Origin of the sequence: Lawsonibacter hominis, from assembly GCF_014287895.1 — a bacterium.
GTDB lineage: Bacteria > Bacillota > Clostridia > Oscillospirales > Oscillospiraceae > Lawsonibacter_A > Lawsonibacter_A hominis.
Genome location: NZ_JACOPP010000019.1, coordinates 14699 through 41143, shown reverse-complemented (window position 1 = coordinate 41143; position 26445 = coordinate 14699). Strand labels below are relative to the sequence as shown.

The 26445-nt window shown below is 53.5% G+C and carries 22 protein-coding genes and 4 pseudogenes; 2 read left to right on the top strand and 24 right to left on the bottom strand.

Features of this window, described 5'->3' with window-relative positions:
• The first annotated feature begins 3 nt into the window (after nucleotides 1-3).
• Nucleotides 4-996, top strand: a complete 993-nt coding sequence (locus H8S57_RS12475; RefSeq protein ID WP_186908360.1) for an AraC family transcriptional regulator — start codon at nucleotides 4-6, stop codon at nucleotides 994-996.
• Nucleotides 997-1041: 45 nt separating this feature from the next.
• On the opposite strand, the gene H8S57_RS12470 is transcribed toward H8S57_RS12475, so the two are convergent.
• The 8 genes from H8S57_RS12470 to H8S57_RS12435 form a co-directional block, all read right to left on the bottom strand.
• A complete protein-coding gene (locus H8S57_RS12470) occupies nucleotides 1042-1179 on the bottom strand; it encodes a TnpV protein (protein ID WP_186908359.1) in 138 nt (45 codons plus the stop codon).
• 21 nt (nucleotides 1180-1200) lie between these two features.
• The gene (locus H8S57_RS12465; protein WP_186908358.1) at nucleotides 1201-1380 is read right to left on the bottom strand and encodes a hypothetical protein; all 180 of its coding nucleotides are present in this window, start codon (nucleotides 1378-1380) and stop codon (nucleotides 1201-1203) included.
• A 39-nt stretch (nucleotides 1381-1419) separates the two neighbouring features.
• Complete coding sequence (locus H8S57_RS12460) at nucleotides 1420-2844, bottom strand: relaxase/mobilization nuclease domain-containing protein (RefSeq protein WP_186908357.1); 1425 nt, start codon at nucleotides 2842-2844, stop codon at nucleotides 1420-1422.
• Between the two features lie 99 nt (nucleotides 2845-2943).
• Entirely contained in the window at nucleotides 2944-3723 is a 780-nt protein-coding gene (locus H8S57_RS12455; RefSeq protein WP_021633216.1) for a hypothetical protein, read from the bottom strand.
• A 46-nt stretch (nucleotides 3724-3769) separates the two neighbouring features.
• Entirely contained in the window at nucleotides 3770-4609 is an 840-nt protein-coding gene (locus H8S57_RS12450; protein ID WP_186908356.1) for a nucleotidyl transferase AbiEii/AbiGii toxin family protein, read from the bottom strand.
• Complete coding sequence (locus tag H8S57_RS12445; protein ID WP_186908355.1) at nucleotides 4606-5199, bottom strand: type IV toxin-antitoxin system AbiEi family antitoxin domain-containing protein; 594 nt, start codon at nucleotides 5197-5199, stop codon at nucleotides 4606-4608. The genes H8S57_RS12450 and H8S57_RS12445 overlap by 4 nt, the downstream gene beginning before the upstream one ends.
• Nucleotides 5200-5299: 100 nt before the next feature.
• Entirely contained in the window at nucleotides 5300-5587 is a 288-nt protein-coding gene (locus tag H8S57_RS12440; protein ID WP_186908354.1) for a CD1845 family protein, read from the bottom strand.
• A complete protein-coding gene (locus tag H8S57_RS12435; RefSeq protein ID WP_186908353.1) occupies nucleotides 5575-5967 on the bottom strand; it encodes a hypothetical protein in 393 nt (130 codons plus the stop codon). Before H8S57_RS12435 ends, H8S57_RS12440 begins: the two co-directional genes overlap by 13 nt.
• A 150-nt stretch (nucleotides 5968-6117) precedes the next feature.
• Here H8S57_RS12435 and H8S57_RS12430 point away from each other — a divergent pair, with 150 nt between their 5' ends.
• The gene (locus H8S57_RS12430; RefSeq protein WP_035301310.1) at nucleotides 6118-6357 is read left to right on the top strand and encodes a helix-turn-helix domain-containing protein; all 240 of its coding nucleotides are present in this window, start codon (nucleotides 6118-6120) and stop codon (nucleotides 6355-6357) included.
• 78 nt (nucleotides 6358-6435) lie between these two features.
• On the opposite strand, the gene H8S57_RS12425 is transcribed toward H8S57_RS12430, so the two are convergent.
• From H8S57_RS12425 to H8S57_RS12360, 16 genes and pseudogenes are all read right to left on the bottom strand, one after another.
• On the bottom strand, nucleotides 6436-6774 hold the full coding sequence (locus H8S57_RS12425; RefSeq protein WP_055270735.1) for a plasmid mobilization protein: 339 nt from the start codon (nucleotides 6772-6774) through the stop codon (nucleotides 6436-6438).
• A 3-nt stretch (nucleotides 6775-6777) separates the two neighbouring features.
• Entirely contained in the window at nucleotides 6778-7275 is a 498-nt protein-coding gene (locus H8S57_RS12420; RefSeq protein ID WP_186908352.1) for a DUF3849 domain-containing protein, read from the bottom strand.
• A pseudogene (locus tag H8S57_RS12415) lies at nucleotides 7275-9803 on the bottom strand (helicase-like domain-containing protein); the annotation flags it as partial. The gene H8S57_RS12420 and the pseudogene H8S57_RS12415, both read right to left, overlap by 1 nt.
• Nucleotides 9804-9964: 161 nt before the next feature.
• Nucleotides 9965-11848, bottom strand: coding sequence for a group II intron reverse transcriptase/maturase (ltrA, locus tag H8S57_RS12410; RefSeq protein WP_186908351.1), 1884 nt, complete (start codon nucleotides 11846-11848; stop codon nucleotides 9965-9967).
• 747 nt (nucleotides 11849-12595) lie between these two features.
• Nucleotides 12596-15583, bottom strand: a pseudogene (locus H8S57_RS12405) (DUF8437 domain-containing protein); the annotation flags it as partial.
• Nucleotides 15584-15649: 66 nt separating this feature from the next.
• Nucleotides 15650-16072 (bottom strand): annotated as a pseudogene (locus H8S57_RS18245) (MutS N-terminal domain-containing protein); the annotation flags it as partial.
• Nucleotides 16073-16624: 552 nt separating this feature from the next.
• A complete protein-coding gene (locus tag H8S57_RS17410; RefSeq protein WP_243204815.1) occupies nucleotides 16625-17500 on the bottom strand; it encodes a MutS N-terminal domain-containing protein in 876 nt (291 codons plus the stop codon).
• Between the two features lie 1133 nt (nucleotides 17501-18633).
• Nucleotides 18634-18987: a TnpV protein gene (locus H8S57_RS12395; RefSeq protein WP_186908349.1), complete on the bottom strand. Its 354-nt coding sequence runs from the start codon at nucleotides 18985-18987 to the stop codon at nucleotides 18634-18636.
• Between the two features lie 764 nt (nucleotides 18988-19751).
• Nucleotides 19752-19982 (bottom strand): transposon-transfer assisting family protein, encoded by a 231-nt coding sequence (locus tag H8S57_RS12390; RefSeq protein WP_055270739.1) that lies wholly within the window; start codon nucleotides 19980-19982, stop codon nucleotides 19752-19754.
• 1 nt (nucleotide 19983) lies between these two features.
• Complete coding sequence (locus H8S57_RS18240) at nucleotides 19984-20553, bottom strand: YodL domain-containing protein (protein ID WP_440131170.1); 570 nt, start codon at nucleotides 20551-20553, stop codon at nucleotides 19984-19986.
• Nucleotides 20554-21492: 939 nt separating this feature from the next.
• A pseudogene (locus tag H8S57_RS18235) lies at nucleotides 21493-22434 on the bottom strand (ArdC-like ssDNA-binding domain-containing protein); the annotation flags it as partial.
• Between the two features lie 164 nt (nucleotides 22435-22598).
• Nucleotides 22599-22946, bottom strand: a complete 348-nt coding sequence (locus H8S57_RS12380) for a cysteine-rich VLP domain-containing protein (RefSeq protein WP_440131168.1) — start codon at nucleotides 22944-22946, stop codon at nucleotides 22599-22601.
• A gap of 10 nt (nucleotides 22947-22956) precedes the next feature.
• Entirely contained in the window at nucleotides 22957-24999 is a 2043-nt protein-coding gene (locus tag H8S57_RS12375) for a DNA topoisomerase 3 (RefSeq protein ID WP_186908347.1), read from the bottom strand.
• Nucleotides 24987-25175 carry a hypothetical protein gene (locus H8S57_RS12370; RefSeq protein WP_186908346.1) on the bottom strand — a complete coding sequence of 63 codons (189 nt, stop codon included), beginning with the start codon at nucleotides 25173-25175 and terminating at the stop codon, nucleotides 24987-24989. The genes H8S57_RS12375 and H8S57_RS12370 overlap by 13 nt, the downstream gene beginning before the upstream one ends.
• Nucleotides 25172-26206: a CD1107 family mobile element protein gene (locus H8S57_RS12365; protein WP_186908345.1), complete on the bottom strand. Its 1035-nt coding sequence runs from the start codon at nucleotides 26204-26206 to the stop codon at nucleotides 25172-25174. Before H8S57_RS12365 ends, H8S57_RS12370 begins: the two co-directional genes overlap by 4 nt.
• Complete coding sequence (locus H8S57_RS12360) at nucleotides 26199-26438, bottom strand: DUF4315 family protein (RefSeq protein ID WP_118625738.1); 240 nt, start codon at nucleotides 26436-26438, stop codon at nucleotides 26199-26201. The genes H8S57_RS12365 and H8S57_RS12360 overlap by 8 nt, the downstream gene beginning before the upstream one ends.
• Between the last annotated feature and the right edge of the window lie 7 nt (nucleotides 26439-26445).

The following is a 26445-nucleotide window of genomic DNA, read 5'->3' as shown; positions in this document are numbered from 1 at the left end:
AAAATGAAGATTGATGATATTTTTAGAAAATGTATTGAAATTCCCGGCGTTTCAATAAAACGTAGCGAGTTCAACGCAGAACTACTTATGAAAACTAAGGAGGGAAAAGGGTCTATGACGTTTTTTCAACTTTTCCCCGGACTTACTATTGCGTATATTTTTATAAATTCTCCGACATGGGCAGCTCCAAATTTGGGTGAAGATAGTTTCATTAAAAAAGGGCCTTTGCTCCTAAACTATTGCGTGACTGGTCGTTGCGAGATTATCTTGAATAACGGAAACTTTGTATATGTGAAAGATGGAGATATTTCTCTCACGGAGTGTTTTGCCCAAAAGCAATATGTCTATCCTCGCCGTATCTATGAGGGAATGGAGCTTTTTGTTGATACTAATACACTGGCAACAGAGAGTACATGGATGCAAAAAGAGTTTGGCATAGACATCCCTAAAATCATTGAACTTTTTTGCCCAAACGATAACACTTATATCTCAGCAGTTACTCCTGAAGTTGAAGAAATATTGATTAAGCTCTGGGAGCTTTTTGATATTGCGCCTCCGTTTTCGATTTCTCAAATGAAGATCTATGTTCTGGCTCTATTTTCATTACTGCAAAATCTTAACAATATCCCCCCATCGCAAGCCTGCACATTTTTTACTGAAACACAGGTAGATATAGCAAAACGTGTTGAAAAAATTATCACTTCCGATTTGCGGCAACATCATCCTGCATGGGAATTGGCAGCTCAGTTTTCTGTCAGCGAAACCAGCTTAAAAAACTATTTTCGTGGCGTTTTTGGTCAAAATATTTCCATCTATCTACGGGAAGTCCGAATGAAAAAAGCTGCAGAGTTACTGACTTCTACAAGATTGTCCGTTGCAGAAATAGCCGAGTTGGTCGGCTATATGAATCAAAGCAAATTTGCATCAGTTTTCAAAAAACAATTCGGCCTATCGCCATTGGAATACCGGCGGTCAAAAAAACTGGAAAATATATAAGATAAAGCCGGGATTGCTTGCTGGCTTGCAAAATCCCGGCTTCATCTATGCCCAAAATCTGATATAAACTAATTCCTGCAACAGCACTTCCTCCACCTGCGCTTTCAGCGTGTTCATCAGCCCCGCCCAGCGCATGGGGTTGCGGGCTTTCAGTTCCTCGGTGACGCCTGCCGCCCCCATCATGCGGAATAGCGAGAAAGGTGGTTATTCCAAAATTATCTTGAATTCGGGGATAATACTGGCAAGCAATGCAAAGCGGTACCCACTTTGCGAAAACAGGCGGATTCCGTTTACACGGAACCCGCCTGTTTCATGCTTGTTGGGGCGTTGCCCCAATCCCCTCAGAACACAAAAACTGTGTTCTGGAACGATGGATAAATCCATCGGCTGCGCGATTTTGCAAATCGCTTATGGGCGGGCAGCTCAGCGCTGCTCTGCCTCTTTTTCCCGTCGTTCATTCGCTTCCTCCTGCTCCTTATCCAACTCCAGAATACGGTCGATATTGGCCTTGGCCGTCAGCAGCTCTTTCATTTCCTCACGGGCTTTTCGGTAGTCGGCGTAGGCCGCTTTCTTCTCCGCCAGCAGCTCGGCGTACTCGGTATTCAGCGCCTTGATGGTGGGCAGCTTCTTGAAGCCCAGTCCATCAAAATAGTTCTTTGCGGCCTTGTGGATCGTGATCTCGCTTTCATGCTCTGCAAGAAATTTCTTAGAGTACCCGGCCTTGCGATAGGCAACGTAGGTATCGTGGGTCTTGGCGTAATTGACAATATGCTCCCGCAGCACCGCAATCTCGGCCATGCGTGTTTCCGCAGATTTGATCCTTGCGGAAAGCTCGTTGAAGTGAGCGGACGCTGCCGCCGCTTTCTCTGAGAGAACGGCGTAATCTAAAAGCTCATGGTCTTGCAGATAGGCCACCGTCTGTGCCATCTGCTTCAAATTGAACAACGTCGCCCAACGCGTATAACCGGCACCCTTGCCAGCGCGTAATTTTGCCTGAATGTCCACCAGCAGATTCCCGCTGCGCTTTTCCGGTTTGACCGGCGCGGCGGCGTTCTTTCGCGGCGTATGCGCCTTTTCACCTGCAATCACCGCGCGGAGATCTGCGGGAGTATAACCGTCACCGAGGGTATCCATGCGAATGGACTTTTTCTGTTCGCCGCCCAACAGGGACGGGACTTTCTTGCCCTTGACCTCATACCCGGCCTGCCGCAGCAGCTCCAGCAGCGCTTCAAAGCTGTCGGGCTTTTGCGCCAGTGCATCGTCAATGGCTGCGCAGATTCGCTCCCGGTGGGAGGGCTTCTTTTTGTCACCCAGCCACTTGTTGTAGCTCTTGCCGTGGCACTTTGGATTCTCCACGATGGAGCAGCCGTTCTCGATGCAGATGGTATCGTTGAGCCGCCGCACGGCGCGGCTGCTGCCCCAAAAGTTTCGGAATTTTCGGGTCTGGCTGAGCGCGGTGGAGTTCCAAATCACATGATTGTGAATATGGGCTTTGTCAATATGGGTGCAGACGATGTAGGCGTGATTGCCCTTGGTGAAGCGCTTGGCCAGCTCACAGCCCAAACGGTTCGCGTCCTCCGGTGTGATCTCTCCGGGAACAAAGGATTGCCGCAGATGGTAGGCGATCACATCATCCTCGCCGCGCACTCTGCCGGTCTTTTGGGTGTATTGATTTTTGGCGAAAAGGAACTCGGCATCGGCGATCCTGCTGTCGCACTGCCAGCTTGTTATCAGCCTGCCGCCGTCTGTCTTTTGCGGATTTTCGGTGTAGTCGATGATAGCGCTGATGGCCTGTCCCACTGTGCGGCCTTTGCCGGTGTGCAGAGGCATCAGGCGCGTGGTTGCCATGATGGACACCTCCTTGAAAAGTAAAACGGCCTGCCGTAGCAGACCGTTTGAAGTGTATGATGTGCAACATGAAAGGTGAGATGAAATTTTTAATACTGCTTATTTTATCAGTTCATGAATGGCCTTCACAATCGTAAGTCCATAGTCAACAAGGAAGGTCTTTTGCTCTTCGGAATATGTCTTCCTTTCTGCTATTGCTTCGTCTGTGCAATGTCTGAAACACTGCATTTGCTTTCTGTAGTTTTTTACTATCGTATCGTCAATGAACCCACAACACACTTTTTCATATTCTGGCGTAATAAATTTTCCATCTTGCTTCAACATATTTTCAATAAGATTTGCAATCTCAGCAATTTTCTCGTCTGTATGCATACAGTTGAAAGACGCCTGTCTGGTAGAGATTTCGATGAATTTTTGGTTTATAGAATCGCTCACCTCAATGTTGCAAGACTTTTGCATAAATGTCAGCTCCGCAACAAAGGCTCTTCTGGTTGCATAGCGGACGGTTCCATTATCGTCTCCACCCAGCGCGATAATTCGGTTCCTAATTTCTCCGTATGTGAAGTCAGCCGGTTCAGCAGGTGGTCTTGCTAATATTCTGGGAAATTCTTTTATCTCATAGCCAAGTGTATTCAGATAATATGTTATTAGATAAAACCAACATTTGTTTTCCGGTGAAAAATTAACATCAGGCTGGCACAGCTCTTTGAATTTGGTGATTGCTTCTTCGACATCATAAATCTCGAATTGGTAATCCTGAGTTTCTTCTTCACCTGTGAAGAGGTTGTATGTATAGTTCACTTTTTTTACGGAATTCAGAAAGCGATGATGATATTCAGATTCCTTTATATTTTGAAAATAGAACTCTTTTAAGTCCATCAAAGCATCCCCTTATCTTCAAAGATTTCAATTTGCTGAATGTTTGCTACTGCGCCAGCCGATAAAGGCTGCGGATGGATTCCATGACCGTATGCCACGACAGGTCGGCAGCATAGGAAAACTTCTTCTGATAAGCCCGCCACAGCTTTTCCATGTTTGGGTCGGCCTCAACTTCATCAAAGGCCGCAGGCGCATCGGCAAGATACTTCTCTGTACCGCGTTTCCTGGCCGTCGCAATGAGCGCCGCACGGAGATCGGCTGGGACGATGCTCTGGCCGTGGAGCTGGCTCAGAATGTGCAGATCATAGAAATCTCTCATGCGGGTGTTGGTGGTGGCGCGGGACACGACGGTTTCCAGCTTCTCGGCCAGAACGGTTTCAAGATTGTATGCCCAAATTTCGATGGAGCGATCCTCTAGCATCAGCTTGAAGCTGTAACGCACCTCGCGGGGCGTGATGGCGTCGCCGGTGGAAATGTCGATCTTGAGCGGCGTTATTACGCCGTCAAACTCCGTTTCCATGCTGACGCGGATGCCCGGATACTCGGCCTCGTCCATGATCTCGGAAACGCACTTCACCCGGAACGTCACGCCATCGTCCACCAGCACGGAGGTGATGGAGGCAATCATATTCTCCACTTCCTCGATGCCGACCGTCGCACCCTTTACGGTCGCGTCAATGTCCATCGTGGAGCGGGCGTCAAGGCCGACCATTGCAGCCACCAGCATCCCACCTTTGAGGATGAACTTGTCCCGATATTCCGAAAGAGAAATGCGCTCCAGAAAGCGCTCCATCATGTAATTGCGCATCAGGATTTGCGCATCTGCGGATTTGTCCTTGGAGAGATTGCGTATCAGGTCTTTGAGCTGCCGTGCAGTCTTTATCATAAGAGTACCTCCAAATACTGCCGAAGGAGTTTTTCAACACGGAACATCTGTGCATAGCGCATCAGCTTCCGTAAGTCCTTGTCTTTTCGTTTTGCGTATTGCTTGAGTGCATCCTGAAAGGTCTGCATCTCGATCCCACTGCGGCTGCGGATCAGATCGCAGATGGTGCGATCCATATCATAGACGGGAACGGGATTCCCGAACGGCGTGTTCATCGTGACGATCCCCACATCATGCAATTCCTTCTTGATGGTGTAGACCTTGATGCCATCCGCTTGCAGGCTGGCAGGATTGTAGCCGGTCTTGACGGTGATGGAATACGGACTCGGCTCCCGGTCGGTCAGGTCATGGAAAAACAATGCGCTTTCATGGGAGAATACGGCCTGCGCACAGCGAAGGTGCAGCAGGTACATGGCGTCCGTCCATGCGTCGGGCGAAACATAAACGCCGTGCGCTACCTGCTCCACGCCGCGCTGCTTGGCATAAGCGTAAAACGTGGACTTGGCAATACCGATTTCCAAAACCTGCGCGGTTTTGACGATCCCATTGTTTTGCTGAAAAAGCAGGTCAAGCCGTTCATAGGCGGTCATGTTATCACTTCCTTCTTGCTAATATTATATTCGATATTAGCAAGAAAGTAAACAACGATTTTAGAAAAGCAAGCCGAGGCGTTCGCCCCGGCTTGCGCTTTTAACTATGGATGAAATTTTTCATGGCGGTGTTCACGTCTTGCAGCTTGCCAAGTCCCTGCACAGCCAGCAGCGGAAGTCCCATCGGGCTGATCAGAAACGCCAGCACAAGGAGGATGATGCCGTTCTTTGCGGAGTAGGTAATCAGCACGGCGAAAGCCAGCAAGGAGAGCAGTCCGCTTGCCAGCTTGAACACGAAGCCGGAACAGGACAGCAGCCCCGCGCACAGCCAAACGAACAGGGACAGGATAAGGGACAACGGCGCAAAGAGAATTTTCAGGATGAACATTTTGCGGCCTCCTTTTCACAAAGTGCGGTCAGCGCGTCACGCTCTTTGGCGAGCTTTGCTTCTTCCTTTTCGGTCAGATCACGATCTCCACCCGTAATCTCCATCATGCGGAAATTCTCATAGGCATCCAGCAGAGAATCCAACAAATCTTCGGGCATAGGGCAAAAGTCCACGGTGTTCCAGTCCTGCCGGTAGCAGTCAAAGCCCATGACCGTGTAGCCTCTGCTGGTTAGGACAACTTCAAAATCCGTATCGCGGTTGAGGTAGTCGGAAAATACCTTCAGCACAATTTCGTTTGTCAGCATACGTTCCGCAGCTCCTTTCCAAGCGGTCAAATCTTTTTCTGATATTAGAATACTTTGCTCATTGGTGTTTTGCAAGGATGCGGCAAAGTCATACGAATAGTTTTCGCCTTTTGCCCGACATCTAACCATATCACAGAATCTCGCTTTAGTACAGCTACCTGAACTAATTTTCTCCAGATGGGAAATATAATGTTGGTACAGTTACAGGGACGGGAGGTGTGGTACTTGCAGTTGAATGAAGCCGTCAGCAGGCGTTTGGTTGAGCTGATGCAGGAGCGGGGCATGACGCAGTATCAGCTTTATATGAAAAGCGGCGTGCCGAAGTCCACCATCGGTAATCTTGTGAACTGCGCATACCCGTCTATGAAGCTGCGGATCATCCACGAGCTTTGTCAGGGATTGGAGATCGACCTGAGCAGCTTTTTTGCCTCGCCGTTATTCGATGAAAATAATCTGGAACCGTAGAAGCTCCGATGCTGTTTTGCGTCGGAGCTTTTGCTTTTGTATAGACAGGGGCGGCGGTTATTCCGCCGCCCCTGCGACTTATTTCAGCGCCGCCAGCGAGGAAACGATTTTCTCCGCCGCCGTCCATATCCGTTCCTGACTTTGCTGAATGTCCTCCAGATCGGTTTCGTAGATACGGCCTGTTTCGTGGGCGCGGCGGGTGAGCTGGTTGAGGTTGTTGCTGGAATACCGAAGCAGGGACACCAGCTCCCGCAGCTCCGGAAGGTCGAGCTTCACCACATATCCGTCAATCGCCATCTTGCGGAGATACGCCGCCATGTTGGTGGTGCCGAACTGCGCCATCTTTGTTTCGATCATTTCCCGTTCCTGCGGCGTGACGCGGAATTTAAGCTGAATATCCCGCTTGCGTTTTGCCATCGCTCAGCGCTCCGGGGCTTTGGACTTCGCCGAAATTTTCGGCGAAGTTGTTTCAGGCGGCTTTTTCAGCTTATCCCGGACAGAGGTTTTCTGCCGCTCCTGCGCGTAGGCTTTGCGGGTCTGGCTGAGAAACAGATCGACCAGACCGGGATGGCTGTTGACGGCCAGATAGCAGTTGCGGTCAGTACCCCATGTGTCGGGATTGGCGGGGATGGACATGGCGTTTGCCCATGCCCGGTTGTCGGGTGAATACCGTCTGTCCCAATCCGCTTGACAGACGGTGATGGCAAGGACATGGAACGTGCGGTCATAGCCGAACTGCTGCACCACCTGATCGACCGCCGCTGCATCCAGCCGGTTATCCCGGTAGTGGTCACGGATGGCGGCTTCAATCGCTTCCTTGCAGGCCGTGTTCGCTTGATTGGAAGCGCGGTAGGCCGCAAGCTCGTCATGCTCTCTGGCGTAGGCTGCCGGGTGCTTGTAAACGGGGAGATTTTTCATTATCGTGCCTCCATTTCTTTTTTGTGGGGCTTTTCCGGTGCGCCATGAACAGGCGACGCTTTCAGCCTATCCAGAACGGAAGGCCGCGCAGATTTTGCAATCGCCTGCTCAGGCTGCGGCTGTCCCTTGCCGTCCAGATTCAGCTCCATATCCAACTCAATGAGCCGCGCAGTTTTTGCGGCCAGCTCCTGCTCCTGCGGGAACGGCTTACCGACCTCGGCCTTTGCCGCTGCCTGCTGGTTATAGAGGTTTTCAAGCTGCTCCTGAACGCTGCGCAAACGCTCCGGCATTTTATCCAGCGCGTTCTCAATGCGGACAAGGTTGCCTCTGGCATCCGAACCGAGTTCAACGCGATGGGTCATCTGGCCTTTCAGCGTCAGAGTGTACGTTTTCCACATGGAATCAAAAGCAACGGACATGGTAAAGCCGCGATAGCTGCCGATCTGTACCGGGTCTTTGCCCTTGACCTCCTTGCAGGTATCCAGCAACGCGGCACCGGCGTTTTCCTTATCAGTGAGCCGGTCGCCGCGAATCTCCATGCCGACAAAGCCCTCTGCCGGGAGCGGATGCGCCGCGAGGGTCTGCATATCCGCCTCCAGCCCACGAACAAAGCCCTTGTGTTCCTCTATCTTTTCCGGGAAGTATTTCAGCAGACTGTCCTCCAAGCGGAATTGCTTGCTGTTGTGGTCTGCTTTCATAATTTTGAGCTTGGACACCTCAATGTCCAAATCCATGCGCTCTTTGATGCGGGGATCACCGGCGCATAGCGCTTTGATCTCCGCAAAGGACAGCGCCGTAGCGTCCACGTCCTCACAGGAGCGAACCGGAGATTTTGAGGTCATGATCTGAGAGATGAATTTCTGTTTATTCTCCACCGTTTGCCAGAGGTAGGCGTCAAACGTCCCCTCGGTCACATAGCGGCAGACATGAACGAGCTTGTTCTGATTGCCCTGACGCTCGATGCGGCCTTTTCGCTGTGTGAGATCACGGGGACGCCACGGGCAATCCAAATCGTGAAGTGCGACCAAACGATCCTGCACGTTGGTGCCCGCGCCCATCTTGGCCGTGCTGCCAATCAGGACGCGCACCTGACCGCTGCGTACCTTTGCGAACAGTTCCCGCTTTTTGACCTCCGTATTGGCATCGTGGATGAACGCGATCTGTTCCGGGGGCATACCGGCGTCAATGAGCTTTTGGCGCACATCCTCATAGACCGTGAACGGCGTTTCCGCGCTTTCCTCCAATGAAATCGCGCTCTCCAGCGCATGGATTTCCGGGCTGTCCAGCGTACCGGGGGAAGCCTTTGCCGCCCGCTGCGAGGGCGTGGCCTTTGGCGTAGAAATGTCGCAGAACACAAGCTGTGTCAGTTTTTCCTCCTCGCCGTCGCGCCAGTATTGGAGAATGTTCGCCACGCACTGATTGACCTTGGTGGTTTCCTCGTCGGGGAGCATAGGATTGATGATGCGCTGGTCAAGCCCCAGCTTGCGTCCGTCCGAGGTGATTTTGAGCATATTGTCCACATCCGGGCTGACCGCACCGCTATGTACCTTGGACGCTCGTTCCGAGAGGGCTTTCACCATGTCCTGCTGGATCTGCGTGGGTTTGGTGGCGATGGTGTGGTACGCGACCTCCGGCGTGGGTAAGTGGAGCTGATCCGCCGTTTTGATGTCGGCGACCTCTTTGAACAGGTTCATCAATTCGGGCAAGTTGAAAAACTTTGCAAAGCGTGTCCTTGCCCGGTAGCCGGTTCCCTCCGGGGCAAGCTCCAGCGCGGTGGTGGTTTCACCAAAGCGGCTTGCCCAGCAATCGAAGTGGCCCATACCCATCTCTCGCAGCCGGTCATGCTGCAAATAGCGCTGGATGGTGTAAAGCTCCGTCATGGAGTTGGAAACCGGGGTGCCGGTGGCAAATACCACGCCGCGCCCGCCGGTCAGCTCATCCATGTAGCGGCACTTGGAGAACATATCCGAGGATTTCTGCGCATCGGTGGTGGAAAGCCCTGCCACATTGCGCATCTTCGTATAGAGGAAAAGATTTTTATAATTGTCCGACTCGTCCACAAACATCCGGTCTACGCCAAGTTGTTCAAAGTAAATCACATCATCCTTGCGGTCGCTGGCTTGCAGCTTTTTCAGCCGTGCCTCCAGTCCCTTTTTCGTGCGCTCCAAACTCTTGATGGTGAAGCTGTTGCCGCCTGCGAGCTTGGTATCCTGAATACCATCGGTGATTTCCTCAATCTGCTGGTGAAGGAGCCGTTCCTGCCGCTCCGGACTGATGGGGATACGCTCAAACTGGCTGTGGCCGATGATAACGGCGTCATAGTCGCCGGTGGCGATACGGGCGCAGAATTTCTTGCGGTTGTGGGTTTCAAAGTCCTTCTTGGTAGTGACAAGGATGTTGGCCGAAGGGTAGAGCCGCAGAAACTCGGATGCCCACTGTTCCGTCAGATGGTTCGGCACGACAAAAATGGATTTCTGGCACAGTCCCAACCTCTTAGATTCCATCGCAGAGGCTACCATTTCAAAGGATAGCGATAGGTAGTCCTTTGGGCGGGATATGCAGCCGCAGGCTGCATATCCGTTCCTCCAGATTTTCCCCCGCTCCAAACCGTGCGTGACAGTTTCCCATCACACGGCTTTCCATCGTCAGCACTTTTTATGACAATCTATACATCAAACAGATTTGCCCTTTAGAAAACGAGTTCCAGCATTTCTGCCATCACACGAAGTTTATTGAGCTTTGCCAACTGCTTTTTATCCAGGTTTAGCACTTTCAGATATTTTCGGATGGTGCGCTCATTACTGGAATGAATGAGAATGTGAACCACAGCGGAGACAATAATCAGGTTTTGGTAGCTATCATTGCCCCCAAGCACCAATGGCTTTTTGTGGTGACAGTCCACTTGCTTTGCTTCCAGTTCCACACCGGAGACGGCACATTTTCCTTTCTGTGCAACATAGAGCGCAATGCGGTTATCGTTGTATTCCACACTTTGCTTACCGCATGGATTGTTCATCAGATGATAGAGTACTGCCATATTGATACCGGCAAGATTCTTATGAATCTCAACCCGTCCTTCTGGCGTGTACTTGTTTACCCGACTTTTCTTATCCATAGGTACTCTATGCTGAACATAGGCAATCGGGACGATGGCATGACCATTCAGATAACGCACCTCCCGACTTGTGCCGTATTTCTCCTTGATATACCTGTTTGTGATTTGACCTTTCTTTTGCAGTCTGTGCTTCAATCTGTTGTAAAGGCTCTTTTTGACATCGAAAGCGATTTTGTGAAAGTCAATATTCACATGGGTTGCAATGCTGTAATAGTTATGAACGCCCATGACATAGGAGTTGTATTTCTGTATCAGACGATATTCCATTCCTGGGTCATAGGTCTGCCGTATCTGCCCAATGATTTCCTTGCTTTTCTCCCGGATTTTCAGCAATGCTTTATCCTTGATATGCACTTCTACTACATACCTTGGCTGTCCATCTGGCTTCTTTCCCTTTGTTCGAACTTTCAGCTTAAAGCCAAGAAATTCAGAGTAATGGCGTTTCAGATTTACGATTTTCGATTTCTCCGGGCTGGTTTCCAGTCCCAGACGTTCCAAAAGCCATTGTTTCGTTGCCTCGAACAGCTTGACTGCATCTGACCGCTTTTTACAGAAGATTTTGAAATCATCTGCATAGCGGACAACATAGCACTCTTTCAGATTCGTGTAGTTGCGCAGGGTTCGGATGGTACTGCTTTTATCAGGGGTTCCATTCGCATAGATTCTGTGTACATAGTTCCTTTGGGTAGGCATTTCTTCCCACTGGCTGACAATCCACCAATCCAGTTCATTCAGGACGATGTTTGACAACAGTGGGGAAATGATACCGCCCTGTGGCGTACCCTTTTCGGGAAAACCGATTCCAGCCACTTCTGCCTTTAGCATGGCAGAAATGATAGACAGCAGCTTTTTATCCCTAATTCCGAGTGTCCACATCTGCTTCAGCAGTTTTCCGTGGTTCACATTGTCAAAGAAAGACTTGATATCTATATCAATGACATAGTGGCAACCTACGTTCTGTATCATTCTCTCCGCTTGGGCAATGGCATTTTCTGCACTGTGGTTTGGTCTGAAACCATCGCTTCGCTTGAAGAATTTTGCTTCACAGATAGGTTCTAATACTTGCAGAATACATTGCTGAATGAGCCTGTCCATAATCGTAGGGATTCCAAGGGGGCGGGTTTTACCGTTGTCCTTTGGTATCTCAACTCTGCGGACAGCATTAGGAACATACCAGTCCAGCTTACGCTGAACATGGGCGACCAGAGCATTTTCGTTCCATTTGTTCAAATCGCTTATTGTCTTATTATCCACACCCGCCGTTCGACTGCCGCTGTTCTTTCGGATATTTCTGTAGGCCAGCTTGATGTTTTCGGGGCGTTTTATTAGTTCCACCAGATTGCAGAACCGTTGCCCCTTGACACTTGCGGCATACAATTCGTCAAGAGCGAGCTGCATATCGTAGTATTCGGAATTGCGGATTTTTTGTTTCTTCAAGGGTTTCTTCTTGTTTGCCAAAGTCAGGTACTTTCCTCCTTGTATGGGGGATTTCGCTTTTCTTAGTCATACTCGAACCTTTGTGTCTGTATAGTTTTCAATTTATTGATTGCTGACGACTAATGGCCATCCCTCCACCGTATTTCTACGGCTTCAACGGTACTGTGCCATCTCTCTCAGCTGGATAAAGGATTGTTATACGCAATGCGCTTTCCAATCCAACACCTCATAGCCTGTAACTGGCTCCGTGTTCCAGCCTTTCCACGTTCCAATATTCCTATCTGTACATATCTGCCCTTAGGTGTCCCTCTGAGCCTGTATGCTGGGCGGTGCCTGTAACACCGCAAGGACTTTCATAGTAAAAATTCTTACTCATCCTCACATACTTCCGTAATCGGAAAGGAACATTTCTGCTCCTGCGCCTTTTAGACCCGTACATTCGGGATTTCGTCAGTCATCGTGACATTCTGACCATAGGCAGTTTTTAGACCTCCGGCGTATCATGCACACATCCCACCGCTGAGATGCTTTCCACGGCATAACCTGTTTGGGTACATTTCCGCCGACTTTAGCGAGCGTTATACCGCAATCCTTGTTACAGAGGACTGCCGCATATCGCAGTTTATAAGGTAGGCGTTTCAGGGCGTTACCCCATCATTCCACCTATCGGAATATTAGTTCTCCAAGTCTTTTCAGGGACTCCTTTCCAGTTCCCGATTCTATTGTTAGCTGACTTGTGCGTAACCTTTTCAGTTACGAACGTGTCGCACTTTTTCCCGCGCCAACTTCGTGTGCCAGCAGCGTATTCCCGCCGTACAGCACATGGGCGATGGCGTTTTTCTGATGCTCTCGGAGGGTGATTTCCGGGTTCATCCCAGAGAAAACGATGTGGCTGCCGTCATACTCGCGGGGACGAGTGCTGTTCATTTCCTCGTTGTATTGCCGTACCAGCGTTTCGCGCCGCTCCGGGTCTTTCCAAATCCAGTCCTTGAACGCATCCCGGATAAGCTGCTGCTTCTGCGCGGCAAGGGTGGTTTCCTTGGCGTTGAGGACACGGCGCTCCCGTCCGTCTGCATCCTCAATGGTATCGTAGATGCGAATGTCGCGGAGGTTCAGTGCATCCTCCAGCAGCCGATAGGCGCTGGCGCGGTCTGTGCCGTAGGTGGTGAATGCCGCCACGTCGTTGTAGCGCACCATGCTCTTGCGGGAAACCTGCCATTCTGCGGTGTACGGGACATAGCTGATCTCGATCTGTCCGCGCAGATAGCGGGGCGTTTCAAAGGTTTCGTACATGAATTGCTCGATGTACTTCTTATCAAACCATGTCGCACCCAGCCGCACCTCAATCTCACTGGCTTCAAGGTCTTTCGGCTGGGCAGCAATCAGGGCGTCCACATTCCCAGCGAAGAATGGGTCGCGCGCTGCCACGCGCTGCGCGGTACGGAGCTTCTGCCGGACGTTGCCGGAGAGATATTCGTCCGCCGTCTGCCAGCCCTTTGCCCAATGCTCGCCGCCGTCCTGCAAGTCAAACGGACCACTGTTGGGTTCCTTGTAAATGACGCCCTTCAAATCCTCAACAATCTGCGGGATTTTCTCGCTGCCGCCCATGAGGGAGGCCATGAAGTCGAGATCGACGCAGGCTCTTTCTCCGATGCAGACAGCAAGGGCTTCGCTGGCGGTATCCACAGAATCTACGCTGCGCTGCTGCTTGATGGTGCGCTTGTGGAACATATCCGCCTTGCGCTCCAGCTTTCCGTCGTCGTCCAGCACTTCCAGTGAACACAGGAGGTAGTAAGAGGAATCGTCAGAGAACGCAAGACGGTTCGCACGGTCATTGATTAGGCCATGTTTTGCGGAGAACGCATCATAGAGGCGGTTTAGCTCGGTCTGCGCTTCCTGAATCCGGCTTTCTGCGCTGTACTCGTCCATTTGCAGGGCAATCAGCTCATTCACGCAATCCCGCAGCGCGACCATGCCCTTGACACGCTCGGCGGCGGTGGCGTTCAGCTCCGGTTTGACCATGCGGCTGTTTTCCCGGTAGTACACCTCGCCGTCCACCACGGTGTAGGAGTAGTTTTTCACATTGGGGTCTGCGGGGATGGACGTGTCGATCTGTTCGCCCTCGCCCAGCTCTGGCAGTTCCGCCTCCTGATAGGTGCCGCGAATGTTTTTCACGGCATCATGGAGCTGATCTGCAAGCTCCAGCCCCTCAATGGGGACAACGGTGAAATCCTGCTTGCCGTATTGGGTGCTTTCGGAGGTCTGCCTGCCTAAAATCATCTCCGGGTGGTCAACAAAATAGCGGTTGATAGCAAAGCCATCCTCGTTCTGGCCGAGGTGTACCCAATCCGGTTCGATCTCAATGGGACGGTCACGCTTTTGGAGAAAGAGAATGTCCGAAACCACATCCGTACCGGCATTGGCGCGGAACGCATTGTTGGGCAGACGAATGGCACCCAGCAGCTCCGCCCGCTGCGCGATGTACCTGCGGACTTCGGGCGATTGCTTGTCCATCGTGTAGCGGGAGGTCACAAACGCAATCACGCCGCCCGGACGCACTTGGTCGAGGGTTTTGGCAAAGAAGTAGTCGTGAATGGAAAAACCGAGCTTGTTATAAGCCCGGTCATCTACCTGATATTGTCCGAACGGGACGTTGCCCACGGCGAGGTCGTAAAAGTCTTTTCTGTCCGTTGTTTCAAAGCCCGCGATGGTAATGTCCGCCTTGGGATAAAGCTGCTTGGCAATACGTCCGGTGATGCTGTCCAGCTCCACGCCGTAGAGCTTGCTGCCCTGCATCTGCTCCGGCAGCAGGCCAAAAAAGTTGCCAACGCCCATAGACGGCTCCAGAATGTTACCGGTCTGGAAGCCCATATTGCCGACCGCTTCATAGATCGCCTTGATGACGGTAGGGCTGGTGTAGTGGGCGTTCAGCGTGGACGCACGGGCGGCAGCGTATTCCTCCGGGGAAAGTGTGGCGTACAGCTCTGCAAACTCGTCCGACCAGTTTGGTTTATTTTCATCGAACGCATCAGCCAAACCGCCCCAGCCCACATAGCGGGAGAGGATTTCCTGCTGCTCCGGGCTGGCCTGTAAGCCCTCAAACTCCAGCTCTTGCAGGAGGTGGATCGCCGCCATATTTGCCCGAAACTTTGCTTTTGCGCCGCCGACGCCGAGGGCATCATCGGTGATGTGGAAATTCTGCGCGTCGCGGTGGCTCGCCGCCTTGAAGTCAGCGTAAGCGGCCTGCTCCGCAGCGGCAACGCTGGGAAAGCCCTGCCACTCGCCGTCAACGGGGATAGATACCGCAGGGCGGTGTGCGGGAGGCTCGTCGATCTCGGCCTGTGAGATGGCATCATCAGAATCAGGCACAAACTCGCCCATTTCCGAAAGCGCCGCGCGTCCTTCCTGCTCCAGAATCAGAGCTTCTTCCTCGCTCATGGCAGGCGGTTCAGGCTTGGCGGGTTCCGCAGAGGGCGGGTCATGCTCCGGTTCCGGGATGTGCAGCGTTTTGATTTCTATGTCGTAGGGCAAGTGTGTTTTCTCGGCGGGATAGAACGCGACGGGTTTGGCGATGGGCTGCGGCTGCTCCTGTTCCTGTTCTTCAACAAACGAGCGTACAAACGCAATGTGTTCAGCGCGGAGGATGGGAAAGCCCTGCCTGTTTTGAAAAGTCACATCGCGCAGAGATACTTCATCTGCGCCGAAATTCACGCTGTCAATGACAAACTTCCGTCCGTCAATCTCCAGCTCCATGCCAATGGGGATATACTCCTTGGCATCGGCCTCGTTGATAACATCATAGCCGTCGGTTTCATTTGGCTGTGCAAACACGAAGCTGTGTCCATGCTCCAGCAGCCGCTTTGCGCCGCTTGCCCATTGTCCAAAATCATAGCCGGTCACAGCGGTTTCGCCCATACCGGGAATATCGCGTTGCAGCAGGCGGCGATTCAAAGCGCTGGCGGCTCGTTCTGCATCCGCGCCATAAAAAAGCAGCCGTTCTCCGACGCGGACACCGATGAGCTTTTCGGGATGCTCTGCACGAAGCGCCTGATATGCCGAAATATTCGGCGCAAGCTCACGACCCTGATCTGCAATTCGTGTGAGGACAGCAGAAACCGGTTCGGTTCTGTGTTCCGGATCGTGATTGCTCTCGCTGGAGGATGAAACGACGCTGAGATGCGCGACAGTTTCATCTGCGGAATCAACATTATAGAGCTTACCATCAATTTCCACGCGCTGCCCCATAAGGTTTTGAACCGCTTGCGGCGTCTCCGGGGTTGGCTGTTCTGTGTGCTGCGCCGCAATGACGCGCTGCGGCTCCGGTTCAGAAACCTCGAAATATCTGGTGTCGAGGTAGCGTTCAAAGGAATTGCGGTCGATGCTGACAGGTTCCTGTCCGGGTACGTTCGGTAACGTGTGCCAGACGTGATCTTCATCTACACGCGCGATAACGCCGACTGCTGCTATGTGGTCTAACTCTATGGATGAAATGCGATCTCCAATATGATAGGTATAGCCAAGCGGTGTTGTAAACGCCGGAGGGGATAGCTCAATTCCCATATCCCGTTTGATGCCATCCAAGTAAGCAATGGCGTTATTCTGTTCTGCAAAGCGGAGAGTTTGTTCCCCATCTCCGCAGAACCGTTCCAACACCTCATCCCAAATGCCGGTAATTCCGCCCTCGCCGGGATGCAGACGAATGGAGTATCGGTCAGGTGAAAATAACCGCAGTCGCTCATTCTCATCGTAAAATTTATTCTCGCGGATGAGCTGTGCCAACCGCCGCTGTACCTGCGCCTATGTGAGCGTCACCGGCTCGGCGTTTCCTACACGGATATACATGGGAGTTTTGCTATCTTCCCAGCCATATTTTGCAGCCAGCCATGCGGCGGTGCTGCGTTCTCGCCCATGCGCCTGCATATATAGTGCGACTTCCTGCTTGCCCTTTAGGTTGTTGAGCCAATCCAGAAGCGCGTTGTCAATGTCCTCCTGTGTGATCTGATAGGGAGAGGGTGCGACCGTCGCTGCCAGCGTGGGATACAGTTCCTCCAAAAGCTCCTGATGCAGCCGGTTATGGAACGCGGGCATATCAAAGTACAGGCGGACAAGCTGGAGATCATCAGATGCCGTGACAATACGACGGATAGCGTCCGCACCCTCCAGATAAGCGTTCTGGCGGTCTGAATTGCGGCAGGCATTGACAAAAGCCGTATCTTTGGAAAGCGCGTTGCCAACGGTCAGCTTGTACCCGTCAAACAGCTCCCGTACCGTGGGCTGCGGCGCGTCGGCGGCAGGATCGCGGAACACCCTCGTGCCGTCCGCGCCGAACTCTGCTTCATAAGCATTGATGGCCTGTTCTGCCTCGTGGTCGATGGACGGAAGCGTATATGCCGTGTGTTCATGGCCGGAATCGCCAATGCGCGAAATTGTTACATCATGCTTTTCCCGCAGCTTTTCAACGTATTTCTCCAAATCCTTTGCAGGGAAGCCGCACATGGTAACACGGCCTACTCCCTCCAAATTGCGGCGCGTCAGCTCAAGACTGAGATCATCTGCAACTGCCCGCGCATCCTCGCCATACAGCTCGAAGAAGTCCCCAACCTGATACAGCACAATTTCATCGGGGTGCGCCGCCTTTACGTCGTTATAGTCGTTATAAACCGCGTTCCGCATGGCGTCCTGCGCCATTTCCTTGTCATAGGCTGCCTGCTCATCCGGCGTAAGGTAGCGATTCAACCGAACCAGCTCCGAGATGCGCGAAGCGACCTTGTTCCAATTCATCTGAATGTCTGCACAGCCGTTCTTTTTCAGCACAATGCCTTTGCTGCCGTGATCTTCATAGCTGCCGCTTTCTCTGGATACGGCATGGGTATGCCCGCCGATGCCGTACTCCTTTTTCAGAAAATCGGCATTCTCCTTGGGAGTGTGCGAAGTCTGGAAAAACGCATAGATGCGGGTCTTTCCACCCTCAAAGCTGCTCCCGTTTGCAAGAGAAGCCGCAATTTCATCTTCGGTGATAAACCTGCCGGTTTCTGGAATAGCCTCCATATCGGAGCGGAATTCCTTTCGCGGAAGGGACAAATCTTCCAAACGTGTGAGAAGTGCCTGCGACTTGTGGTAATGGAAGCGCAGCAGCGCACGGTTTTCGCGGTAAGCGTCCATGAATACCTTGTATTCCGACAGGAGCCTATCCCGGAACGCCGGATTCAGCAGATCGTCCGTCAGACGCTCCGTTTCCTCTGGAAAGCTGGTGCTATGGATATTACCCAAGCAGGACAGATACCCCAGCGACTTTGCTTCATCCGAGAAATCGTGATAAAGGTTCCAGACATCCACAGCAATACCCAGCCGCTCATAGCGCGGGGCTTCCGTGACCTCAAGATTGGTGGCAAATGCGCCGCCGTCCAGAAGCTCCTCAATACGCTCCGCCGCATCTGCCCAGCCTATCACTTGGGCAGAACGAAGATAGCGAGAGGTATCTCCGGTTGCAATATGGATACCATCGTCCCCGTACCATGCGGAAAGCCTGCCGTTATCCGTAATCAGGCCGTTGCCGCCGTAGTAAAGAGCTTTCAGAAATGCCGCGCAATCCTCTAAAGGTTTTTGCTTGGAGAATTCCGCAGCAATTTTCATCCGCGCTGCATCCGCATTACCGCCCGCGCGCAGGATGTGGTCAATATCATCCTGAGAAATGAACATAGAAAAAGCGGAGTGTGTTACACTCTCCGCTTCTGCGATGGATTGAATTTGTTCTGCCTCTGAGGGGAAGAAGGACATCTGCGCCCCAGCAGGGGCATCGAACATATTTAGCTGAACACCAGTTCCGTGAGGATCGTTTCCTCGGCCTGCGCTTTCAGCGTGTTCATCAGCCCTACCCACTTCATCGGGTCGCTGGCTTTCAGCGATTCCGTCACGCCCGCCGACTTCATCAGCTCCGGCATCATCTGTTCCAGCCGGTTGTTCGCCGCCTCGTCGATCTCCCGCAGATGGGGGTACAGCTTCCCGGACAGCAGCAGGCTGTTCCACAGCACCGGACGATGCTCCTTCAGGTAATCCTTCCGCATCCTGCCGTACTTGCCCAGCGGGGCTTGCGGCTGCTCTGTCAGGCTCAGGTCGGGAATCAGATAATCCCCGCTGCGGGTGTAGGTCAGTTCGCTCATGGCTTTCGCTCCTTTCCGCGATTTTCTCGCGCTCATAATTCTTGATGGTGACTTCGATCTGCCGCAGCACCAGCTCGCTGGACTGGCTGATGGCCGTTCCAAGAGCGGCGACGGTCTGCGGGGTATTGAAATCAAAGACATTCAGAAAATCCTCATGCTCGAAGTAATCTCCCGGCTGCATCCCGCAGCGGGACAGCAGCGCATAGGTGGTGCTGACAACGGCGGCGTTCCGAAAAGCGGCTCCGATGTTGAACTCATCATAGTCCTCCAAAAAGGAACCGTCAACGATGCCGACAATATCGCGCCAGTTGTCGTGCCAGTATTCATCTACAAGCTGCGCCGCCACACGCTCCATCTGATCGGCAAGTCCGTTTTCACCGGAAACGTCGAAGCGCTGTTCCAGCGCCGCAGATACCACCTCACGATGCTCCTGCCGGTATTCCCAAAGATAAGGGCGGCGAGAGTTCTCGCCGCCGCTGGTATCGGAAACATCGAATACATATCGGAGTTTGGGTTGGTCGCTGCTGGTATCCACAAGGGCGATGCCCTTGCTGCCTCGCCGCACATAGCGGCGCATCTGCTTATTCCAAAGATCGTATTCCGCGCAGGCCGTGGCTTCCGGGCGCTGGGCGAAAATCATGAGCTGTTCATTGTAGGGGTACTTATACAGCCTTGCGGCGGTGGTCAGAAATGCCGTCCACTTCTGGTAGCTTCCCGTGATCTGCTCCGCCGTGCGGTCTGCCATCTGCGCATAGAGCTGTACTTTACTCGGCATCCATATCCTCCTTTTCAAAATCGGGGAACAGGTCGAGCGCGTCATATTCTGCGTCGCTCATCCTGCGCAGCTTTGCGATGGCGCTGTCCGTCAGCTCCCGCAGCTCCGTTTCATCCGCAGCGAGGTAGCCGCGCATTTCCTCCAGCGCCGCGATCAAGCCCGTGCGGGTACCGGTGTTGTAGAGGCTCATAAGCTGGCGTTCTTCAAAGGTGATGTTCATATCAAAGCTCCTTTTCCGCGCTCTTTTTGGGCGCTGTTTTGTGTGGACGTTCTTGGGCCGGTTGGTTTTTGAGCTGCTCCAGCACAGATTTCTTCTTTTCCCGGTGTGCCGCCTCTGCCAAATCCATCAGGGAGATGGACATACCGGCCTTGACCTGTGCCTCAAGGTCGGCGACGGTGGGCTGTTTGGGGCCATTGTTGATAATGCCGTCGATCATGCCGTAATCATCTTCCATCGACATCTCGGCGGCTTTCAGATAATTCTCCGGTTTCTGAAAGGCGGGCAGCTCCTGAAATCCCATGCTGTCACAGTAGTGATAGGATACCTTGCCGTCTTGTTTCAGCGCAACGATGTCACTGACGGAGAGGCTATGTCCCGCAAAATCGCCGGGGCGCTCATCGTTGAAAATGTAGTAGAAGTTTTCAAGGATTCTGCCGGTATCATCGTCCGGGTACACCTCACGGGTATAGACAGCTTCATAGTTGGCAGGGTCAGGCGGCGCGGCCAGACTGCCGAGATTGGCAAAACGCAGCTCGACCGGCGCATCCCGGCACAGTTGGTAGATCGCCATAGCATCGGTGGGACTGTTCAAAAAGCGCTGCTCCACATCGCGGGGCGGGATATGGCCTTTGACCGCATCCCAATCCGGTCTTGTGATCCCGAACATTCCGTCGTGCTTGATGATGTCCTCGGCCTCAAAGACCATTTCCTCGGTGTTGCCGGGATGGAGCATATAAACCGTGATGTCATGCTCCAGCAGCTCCAGCGCCCGGTCTTTGGAAAGCGGGAGCATATCGCCGTCCAGATACCCATAGCTGCGCATATCGTCCACCGTCAGCTTGGGGTCGGGCATCGGGGTGGCCTGTTCCAGCTCTGGCGAAGTTGGAAGTGTGCCTGCGGCACGAGAACCGGCCTCCTCGTGAACAACCTGATTGTCGTCCGATGACAATTCGAGTGAGTACAAAATCCCTGCAAACTTGTTTGACAAAACTTCAAACGGCACGGTCTTATCATAGCCATGTGTTTCGCAGATACGAATCGCAGCCGCCAAAAGAAAGTTTACATCATCGTCATGTACTGTTCCGCTTTCCAGAAGGTGTAGAGTGTCCTTGTCGTAAAGTTCATAGGCATATTTTGCACCATCTTCTGTTATGCGAAGATGCTTGCTCCCACCATCAACCGCATACCAACGCTCATTAGCGTCGAGTTCCTTTAAGGAAGTGTGACTTTTCTGAAATGCCTCAACTTCCAACAGCAGCTCATTCGCTCTGTGCGCGTATTCATCGCTCTGCTCAAGTGTTTCGGACAGGAAGCCTTTTATCTCATCTGCTCCTGTCAACAGATCTTCGTAGAAATGCTGGAGGCAATCTTCCTGACTTGCAAATTCGCTGAGAAAGGCAAGGCCATTCGCATCGAGATACAGCTCTGAAATGCTTTTTGCCAAGTCAGCCGCAGACATATTGCTGTTCTCTTTTAATTGGCTTTCCGCTTGCTCGGATTTCTCCACAGAAATGCCGCGCTCCTTGCAAATCTCCGCAAAGTGCCGGTCAATGTCCGTAATCAGCTCGGAGGCAGTCTTGTTGATGGTTTCCAGACTGGCGCGAAGTTCTTTCAGCTCCTTGCCCTTTGACCATGTGGCGATATAGCCGAAGCTGTTTTCTCCCGTTTCAATGCCGTAATACTGGCAGACCGCATAGGAGATGCTTTCGGCCTCGACCTCCTCGGTGTTGCGGCTCTTTTCGCCGGGGACAAGGATCGTCTCACCATCGTCCGCAAGCTCCGTCATGTGTTCGTAGTCGTGGAGCTTGGCGTGTGCAATCTCATGGACGGCGGCACATACCGTCTGCACCTCGCTCATACCGGCGCGGATGGTGATGCTCTGCGCCTTAATGCTGAAAAAGCCGTCCGTATCCCGCGCAACGGGCTTTATCTCCATCGGAACGGGAGAAGCACGGCGCAGCGCCTCCATGAAAACCTCATACTGCTGCACATTGCCGCTCAGATCGGCGGCAAGCTGGGGCAAGGGCTTTCCCGCAGTCTGTGACACATCAAAGACGGACACCACCTTGAACATAGGAATACGGATTTCCTTTTCCTCAATGATGGCCTTGCCGTCTGCATCCAGTATCGGCGCGTTGGTTTCGGGGTCGGTCTTGATTTCCTCGACCTTTTTCTTATAGGGAGTAGGAGCGATGATGCGAATGCCTTTTTCGCCTTTCAGGACGTTCCTGCCGAACTGATCGCGCCACTTGTTGAAGCCCGCCACATGGGTGGCGTCGGGGCGCTGCATATAGATGAGCATGGTGTTGTTGACCGAGTAGCGGTGAAAGCGGCTCATGGTGGAGAGATACTGCTGGTACTTATCGCTCTCGAACAGCTCCTTGATGCCGTTTTCGATGCTGTCAACGATCTCCCGCATCCTGTCTTTGTTGGTTTGTTTTTCAGCCATGATGATCTCCTTTCAGAAAAAATAGCGCCCCTGCGCAGAAGAAAACACATCCTGCACAGGGGCAATTCTCCGCAGATAGACGTTGTTTTTGAGCTTGCGGATAGAATGACGCAGCCCCTTGTGATTCCGCATGGAAAAAGCCTTGCGGCACGGGGCTTTTACGCCCTCTATTTGCGGAGGTTCCAGTATTGTTCACGCTTTCGTTTGGCGTCCTGCTTTCGGCGCTCCTGCTTGGCGCAGGCGGGGCAATATTTGGCGCGATTGGAGGAAGAATAGACCGGCTTACCGCAGACGGCGCAGCGCTTCCCCGGCCTTTCCCGCATCACGTCGGCCAGCAGCTCATGGTCGGCGGGAAGTACCGCGTTTCGGAACCAGTTGCACAGCAGCGAGTAGGAAATACCCTGTACGCAGACGCAAGGCTCTCCATCATCCAGCGCGAGGCAGTTGCCGTGATCGTAATTACAGCAGAGCTTCCGAATGAGCTTCTTGGCGCGGCGGAGCTGCTTGTGATCCATACGCGGCGCATCAGCCATTGTCGAACACCAGCTTATAGCCCGTGCGTTGCCCATCGTCCTCCAGAAGAACGCTGGCATCATAGGTTTTCCCGGTCTTTTCGGAGTAGCAGCCTTTCAGCGGGACGCGGCCATTTTTCAAAAGCGCAGCGGCAAGGGATTTTGTCAGCACCTTTTTCTTGGCTGTGAAAAAGCGGCTGTTTTTCCAGAGAACAAAGGAACAGGCACGGTTCTCACAGAAAAAGCCTTTCGGTGATTCCGTCACCTCGGCTCCGCAGCGGGGACACCTGCCGACTACCTCACGCCCGGAGGGGAACAGGACTTCCGTACCGGGGATGGGTTTGTAGGTCTGCACCAGCTCATGTAGCATGGCGGCGATCCCATCCATGAAGCTGTCCGTGGCGATTTCACCGCGCTCGATCTCTTTCAGGCGGTGTTCCCATTCGGCGGTGAGCTGCGGTGACTGGAGCTGTTCGGGAAGAACCGTAATAAGCGCCGTGCCGGTAGAGGTGGGCAGCAGATTTGTGATCTTCTTGGACTTCCTGCGCTCCACAAAACCGGAGGACACCAGCTTTTCAATGATACCGGAACGGGTCGCCGGGGTTCCGATGCCCTTGCGCTCGGCATCATCTGGCATATCCTCCTTGCCCGCGTTCTCCATCGCAGCCAGCAGCGTATCCTCGGTGAAGTGCTTGGGCGGCGTGGTTTTTCCGATCTTGACCGATGCGGCAGATACGGAAAGCGTCTGATTCTCCGTTACCACCGGCAGCGCGGGCGCTGCCTCTGCCTGCTCCTGCTCATAGCGCTTCCAGCCGGGAGCAAGGACGGTTTTGCCCTTGGCGGTGAAGCTCTGACCGGCACAGTCCACCGTAATGACCGTTTCTGCGTAGCGATGTGGTTCATCCACCGCACGAAGCAAGCCCCTTGCCGCCAGCTTCAGCACCTCGCGTTCGCCCAGCGGCAGAGAGGCCATATCTACCTTTTCCGCGCTGATGGTGGGAACAATGGCGTGGTGATCGGTGACTTTTTTACTGCTGCATACCTGCTTGGCGCAGATGGTCAGCGGCTTCTCCATGCCGCAGACAGCGGCAGCGGCGGCGACAAGGCCGGGGACGCTGCCCTCCATATCGTCGGTCAGGAAGCGGCTGTCGGTGCGCGGGTAGGTACAGAGCTTCTTTTCATAGAGCGCTTGGAGATAGTCGAGGGTCTGCTGAGAGGTGTAGCCGAGAACGCGGTTGGCGTCGCGCTGGAGGGAGGTCAGGTCATAGAGTGCGGGCGCTTTCTCAGATTTTTCCTTGCGCTCCACGCTTTTGACGGTTACTGCCTTGCCCTTGCAGGTGTTGGCGATAGCGTCGGCGTCCTTTCTGTCCTTCATTCGGCCTGTCGTGGCGGGAAAGCCGCAATCGAGCTGGGCGGTGTAGAACGGTTCTGCCACAAATGCGGAGATCTCCGCCTCGCGCTGTACCAGCAGCGCCAGCGTGGGCGACATGACGCGCCCGATGTTCAATGTGCGGCCATACGTCAGGGAGAAATACCGCGTGGCGTTGATACCAACCAGCCAATCAGCCTTGGCGCGGCACAGGGCAGATTGATGCAGGCCGTCATAGTCGCGCCCAGACTTAAGCTGCTGGAAGCCGCTGCGGATGGCATCATCCTCCATTGAAGAAATCCAAAGCCGCAGAATCGGCTTGGAGCATCCCGCAAGGCAGTAAACCGTGCGGAAGATCAGCTCACCCTCGCGCCCAGCGTCGCAGGCGTTGACCACTTCGGTCACATCCTCCCGGCGCATCAGCTCCCGCAGAATGTCAAACTGCTTCTGCTTTTCAGAGCGGACGATGAAGCGGAACGAGGTAGGAATGATGGGCAGCGCCGCCAGCGTCCATTTGGCATCATCGGCATTGTAAACGGCGGCGTCGGCCAGCTCTGCCAGATGCCCGAAACACCACGACACGATGTACCCGCCGCCCTCCAGATACCCGTCATGCCGTGATTTAGCACCCAGCACGGCGGCGATGCTCTGCGCCACGGAGGGTTTTTCGGCGATCACAAGGCGCATGGTGCAGCCTCCATTCTCTTTACATCACGGTAGCAGGGGCGAACGCAGCTCTGTCCGAAGCGCTTGCAGCCGTAGCAGAAGTGTTCCTTGGCAGCGTCGGGAGGGCTGTCCTCCCGCGCTGCTTTCGGCTTCTGCATCATCAGGCGTTCCAGCGGATTGTTGGTGAAATATTTCATGCGTCCGTATCCTCCGTAGTATCCTGTTCCGGTTCGTCCTCATACGGCTCAAACTCATATTCGTCCTCGTCCTCGCCGTAGTCATAATCGTCCAGATCGGCGCTGCCTTTGGTCTGCGGCTTGGCCTTTTTCTGCTTGAAAATGTAGAACGCGGCACCGCCGCCCAGCGCGACGATCAGCAGAACGACAAGGATGCCGCCCACGCCGCTCTTTTTCTCCGGTTCCTCGGCGGCGGGTTCTGTCGGCTCGGTGGGGGCTTCGGGCTTTGCCTCCTTGCCCACGCACTCGGTCATGTTGACCGCGCAGACGGGGCAGGATGTATTGACCGTACCGGCCACGCATTTTGTGGTGCAGGAGCAAGTGGCGGGCGTTTCTTCCTCGCCAGTCAGCGCCATCAGGTCGGCCTCATCCACCTGATTCAAGAAGTGGACGGTTTCTTCGCCCTCATCGTCACGGTCAATAATCAGGTAAAATGTATTGCCGTTCTTGCTTTCCAACGTAATGAACTGTTTTCCTGCCTTGGTGCTGGAGCCAATATCGTCGATCAGCGTCAGATTGCCGTCCGGTGTCAGCGCGTCGCTGCCGCCCGTCATGCTGCCAACAAGGAGCTGCCAGAGGTCGGTCAGCTCTTTTTCATCAAGCGGAAGCGTAATGCCGCCGATGCTCACGGTACTGTCGGCGGCGTCGGTGACGGTCAGATAGCTGCCGTACACATAGCCCACACGGGCAGGCAGCAGGATTTTTACCCAATCGCCGTCCCTGCCAATCACATCGACCACCGTGCCGTTGGGGAGCTGCGTAAACGCGGTGTTGTCCCGTCCCGCGCCGGTGCGGACATTCAAGTTGCCGCCGTTGGTCGTGACCGTGCCGATCTGTTTTGTTTCCTGCGTGTCTGCGGCGCTGCTTTCGGCGGCAGGCAGCGTATCATCGGGATAGTCGCCGCCGCTGGCAAAGGCGGAAACGGGGAGAATCCCGATACACAGGAGCATCAGCAGCAGGCTGATAAAAATGCGCGGTGTGTTCTTAGTCATGGTTCAACGCCTCCTTTTCCAAAGTGGCCGGTGCAGGCGCGGCCTGCATACGGCGGAACAGCTCGGCAAACTGCTCCATCGTCATGCCGTTCTCACGCACCATGCCGATGATGTCGGTGTCCTCCAGCTCACGAATCTGCTTTTCCAGCTCGCGGTTGCGGCCTTGCAGATCAGAGATTTTGCCTTTGTTCTTCTCCAGCTCCCCACGGAGCTTCATGATTTTCGGGTTCATATCGTTC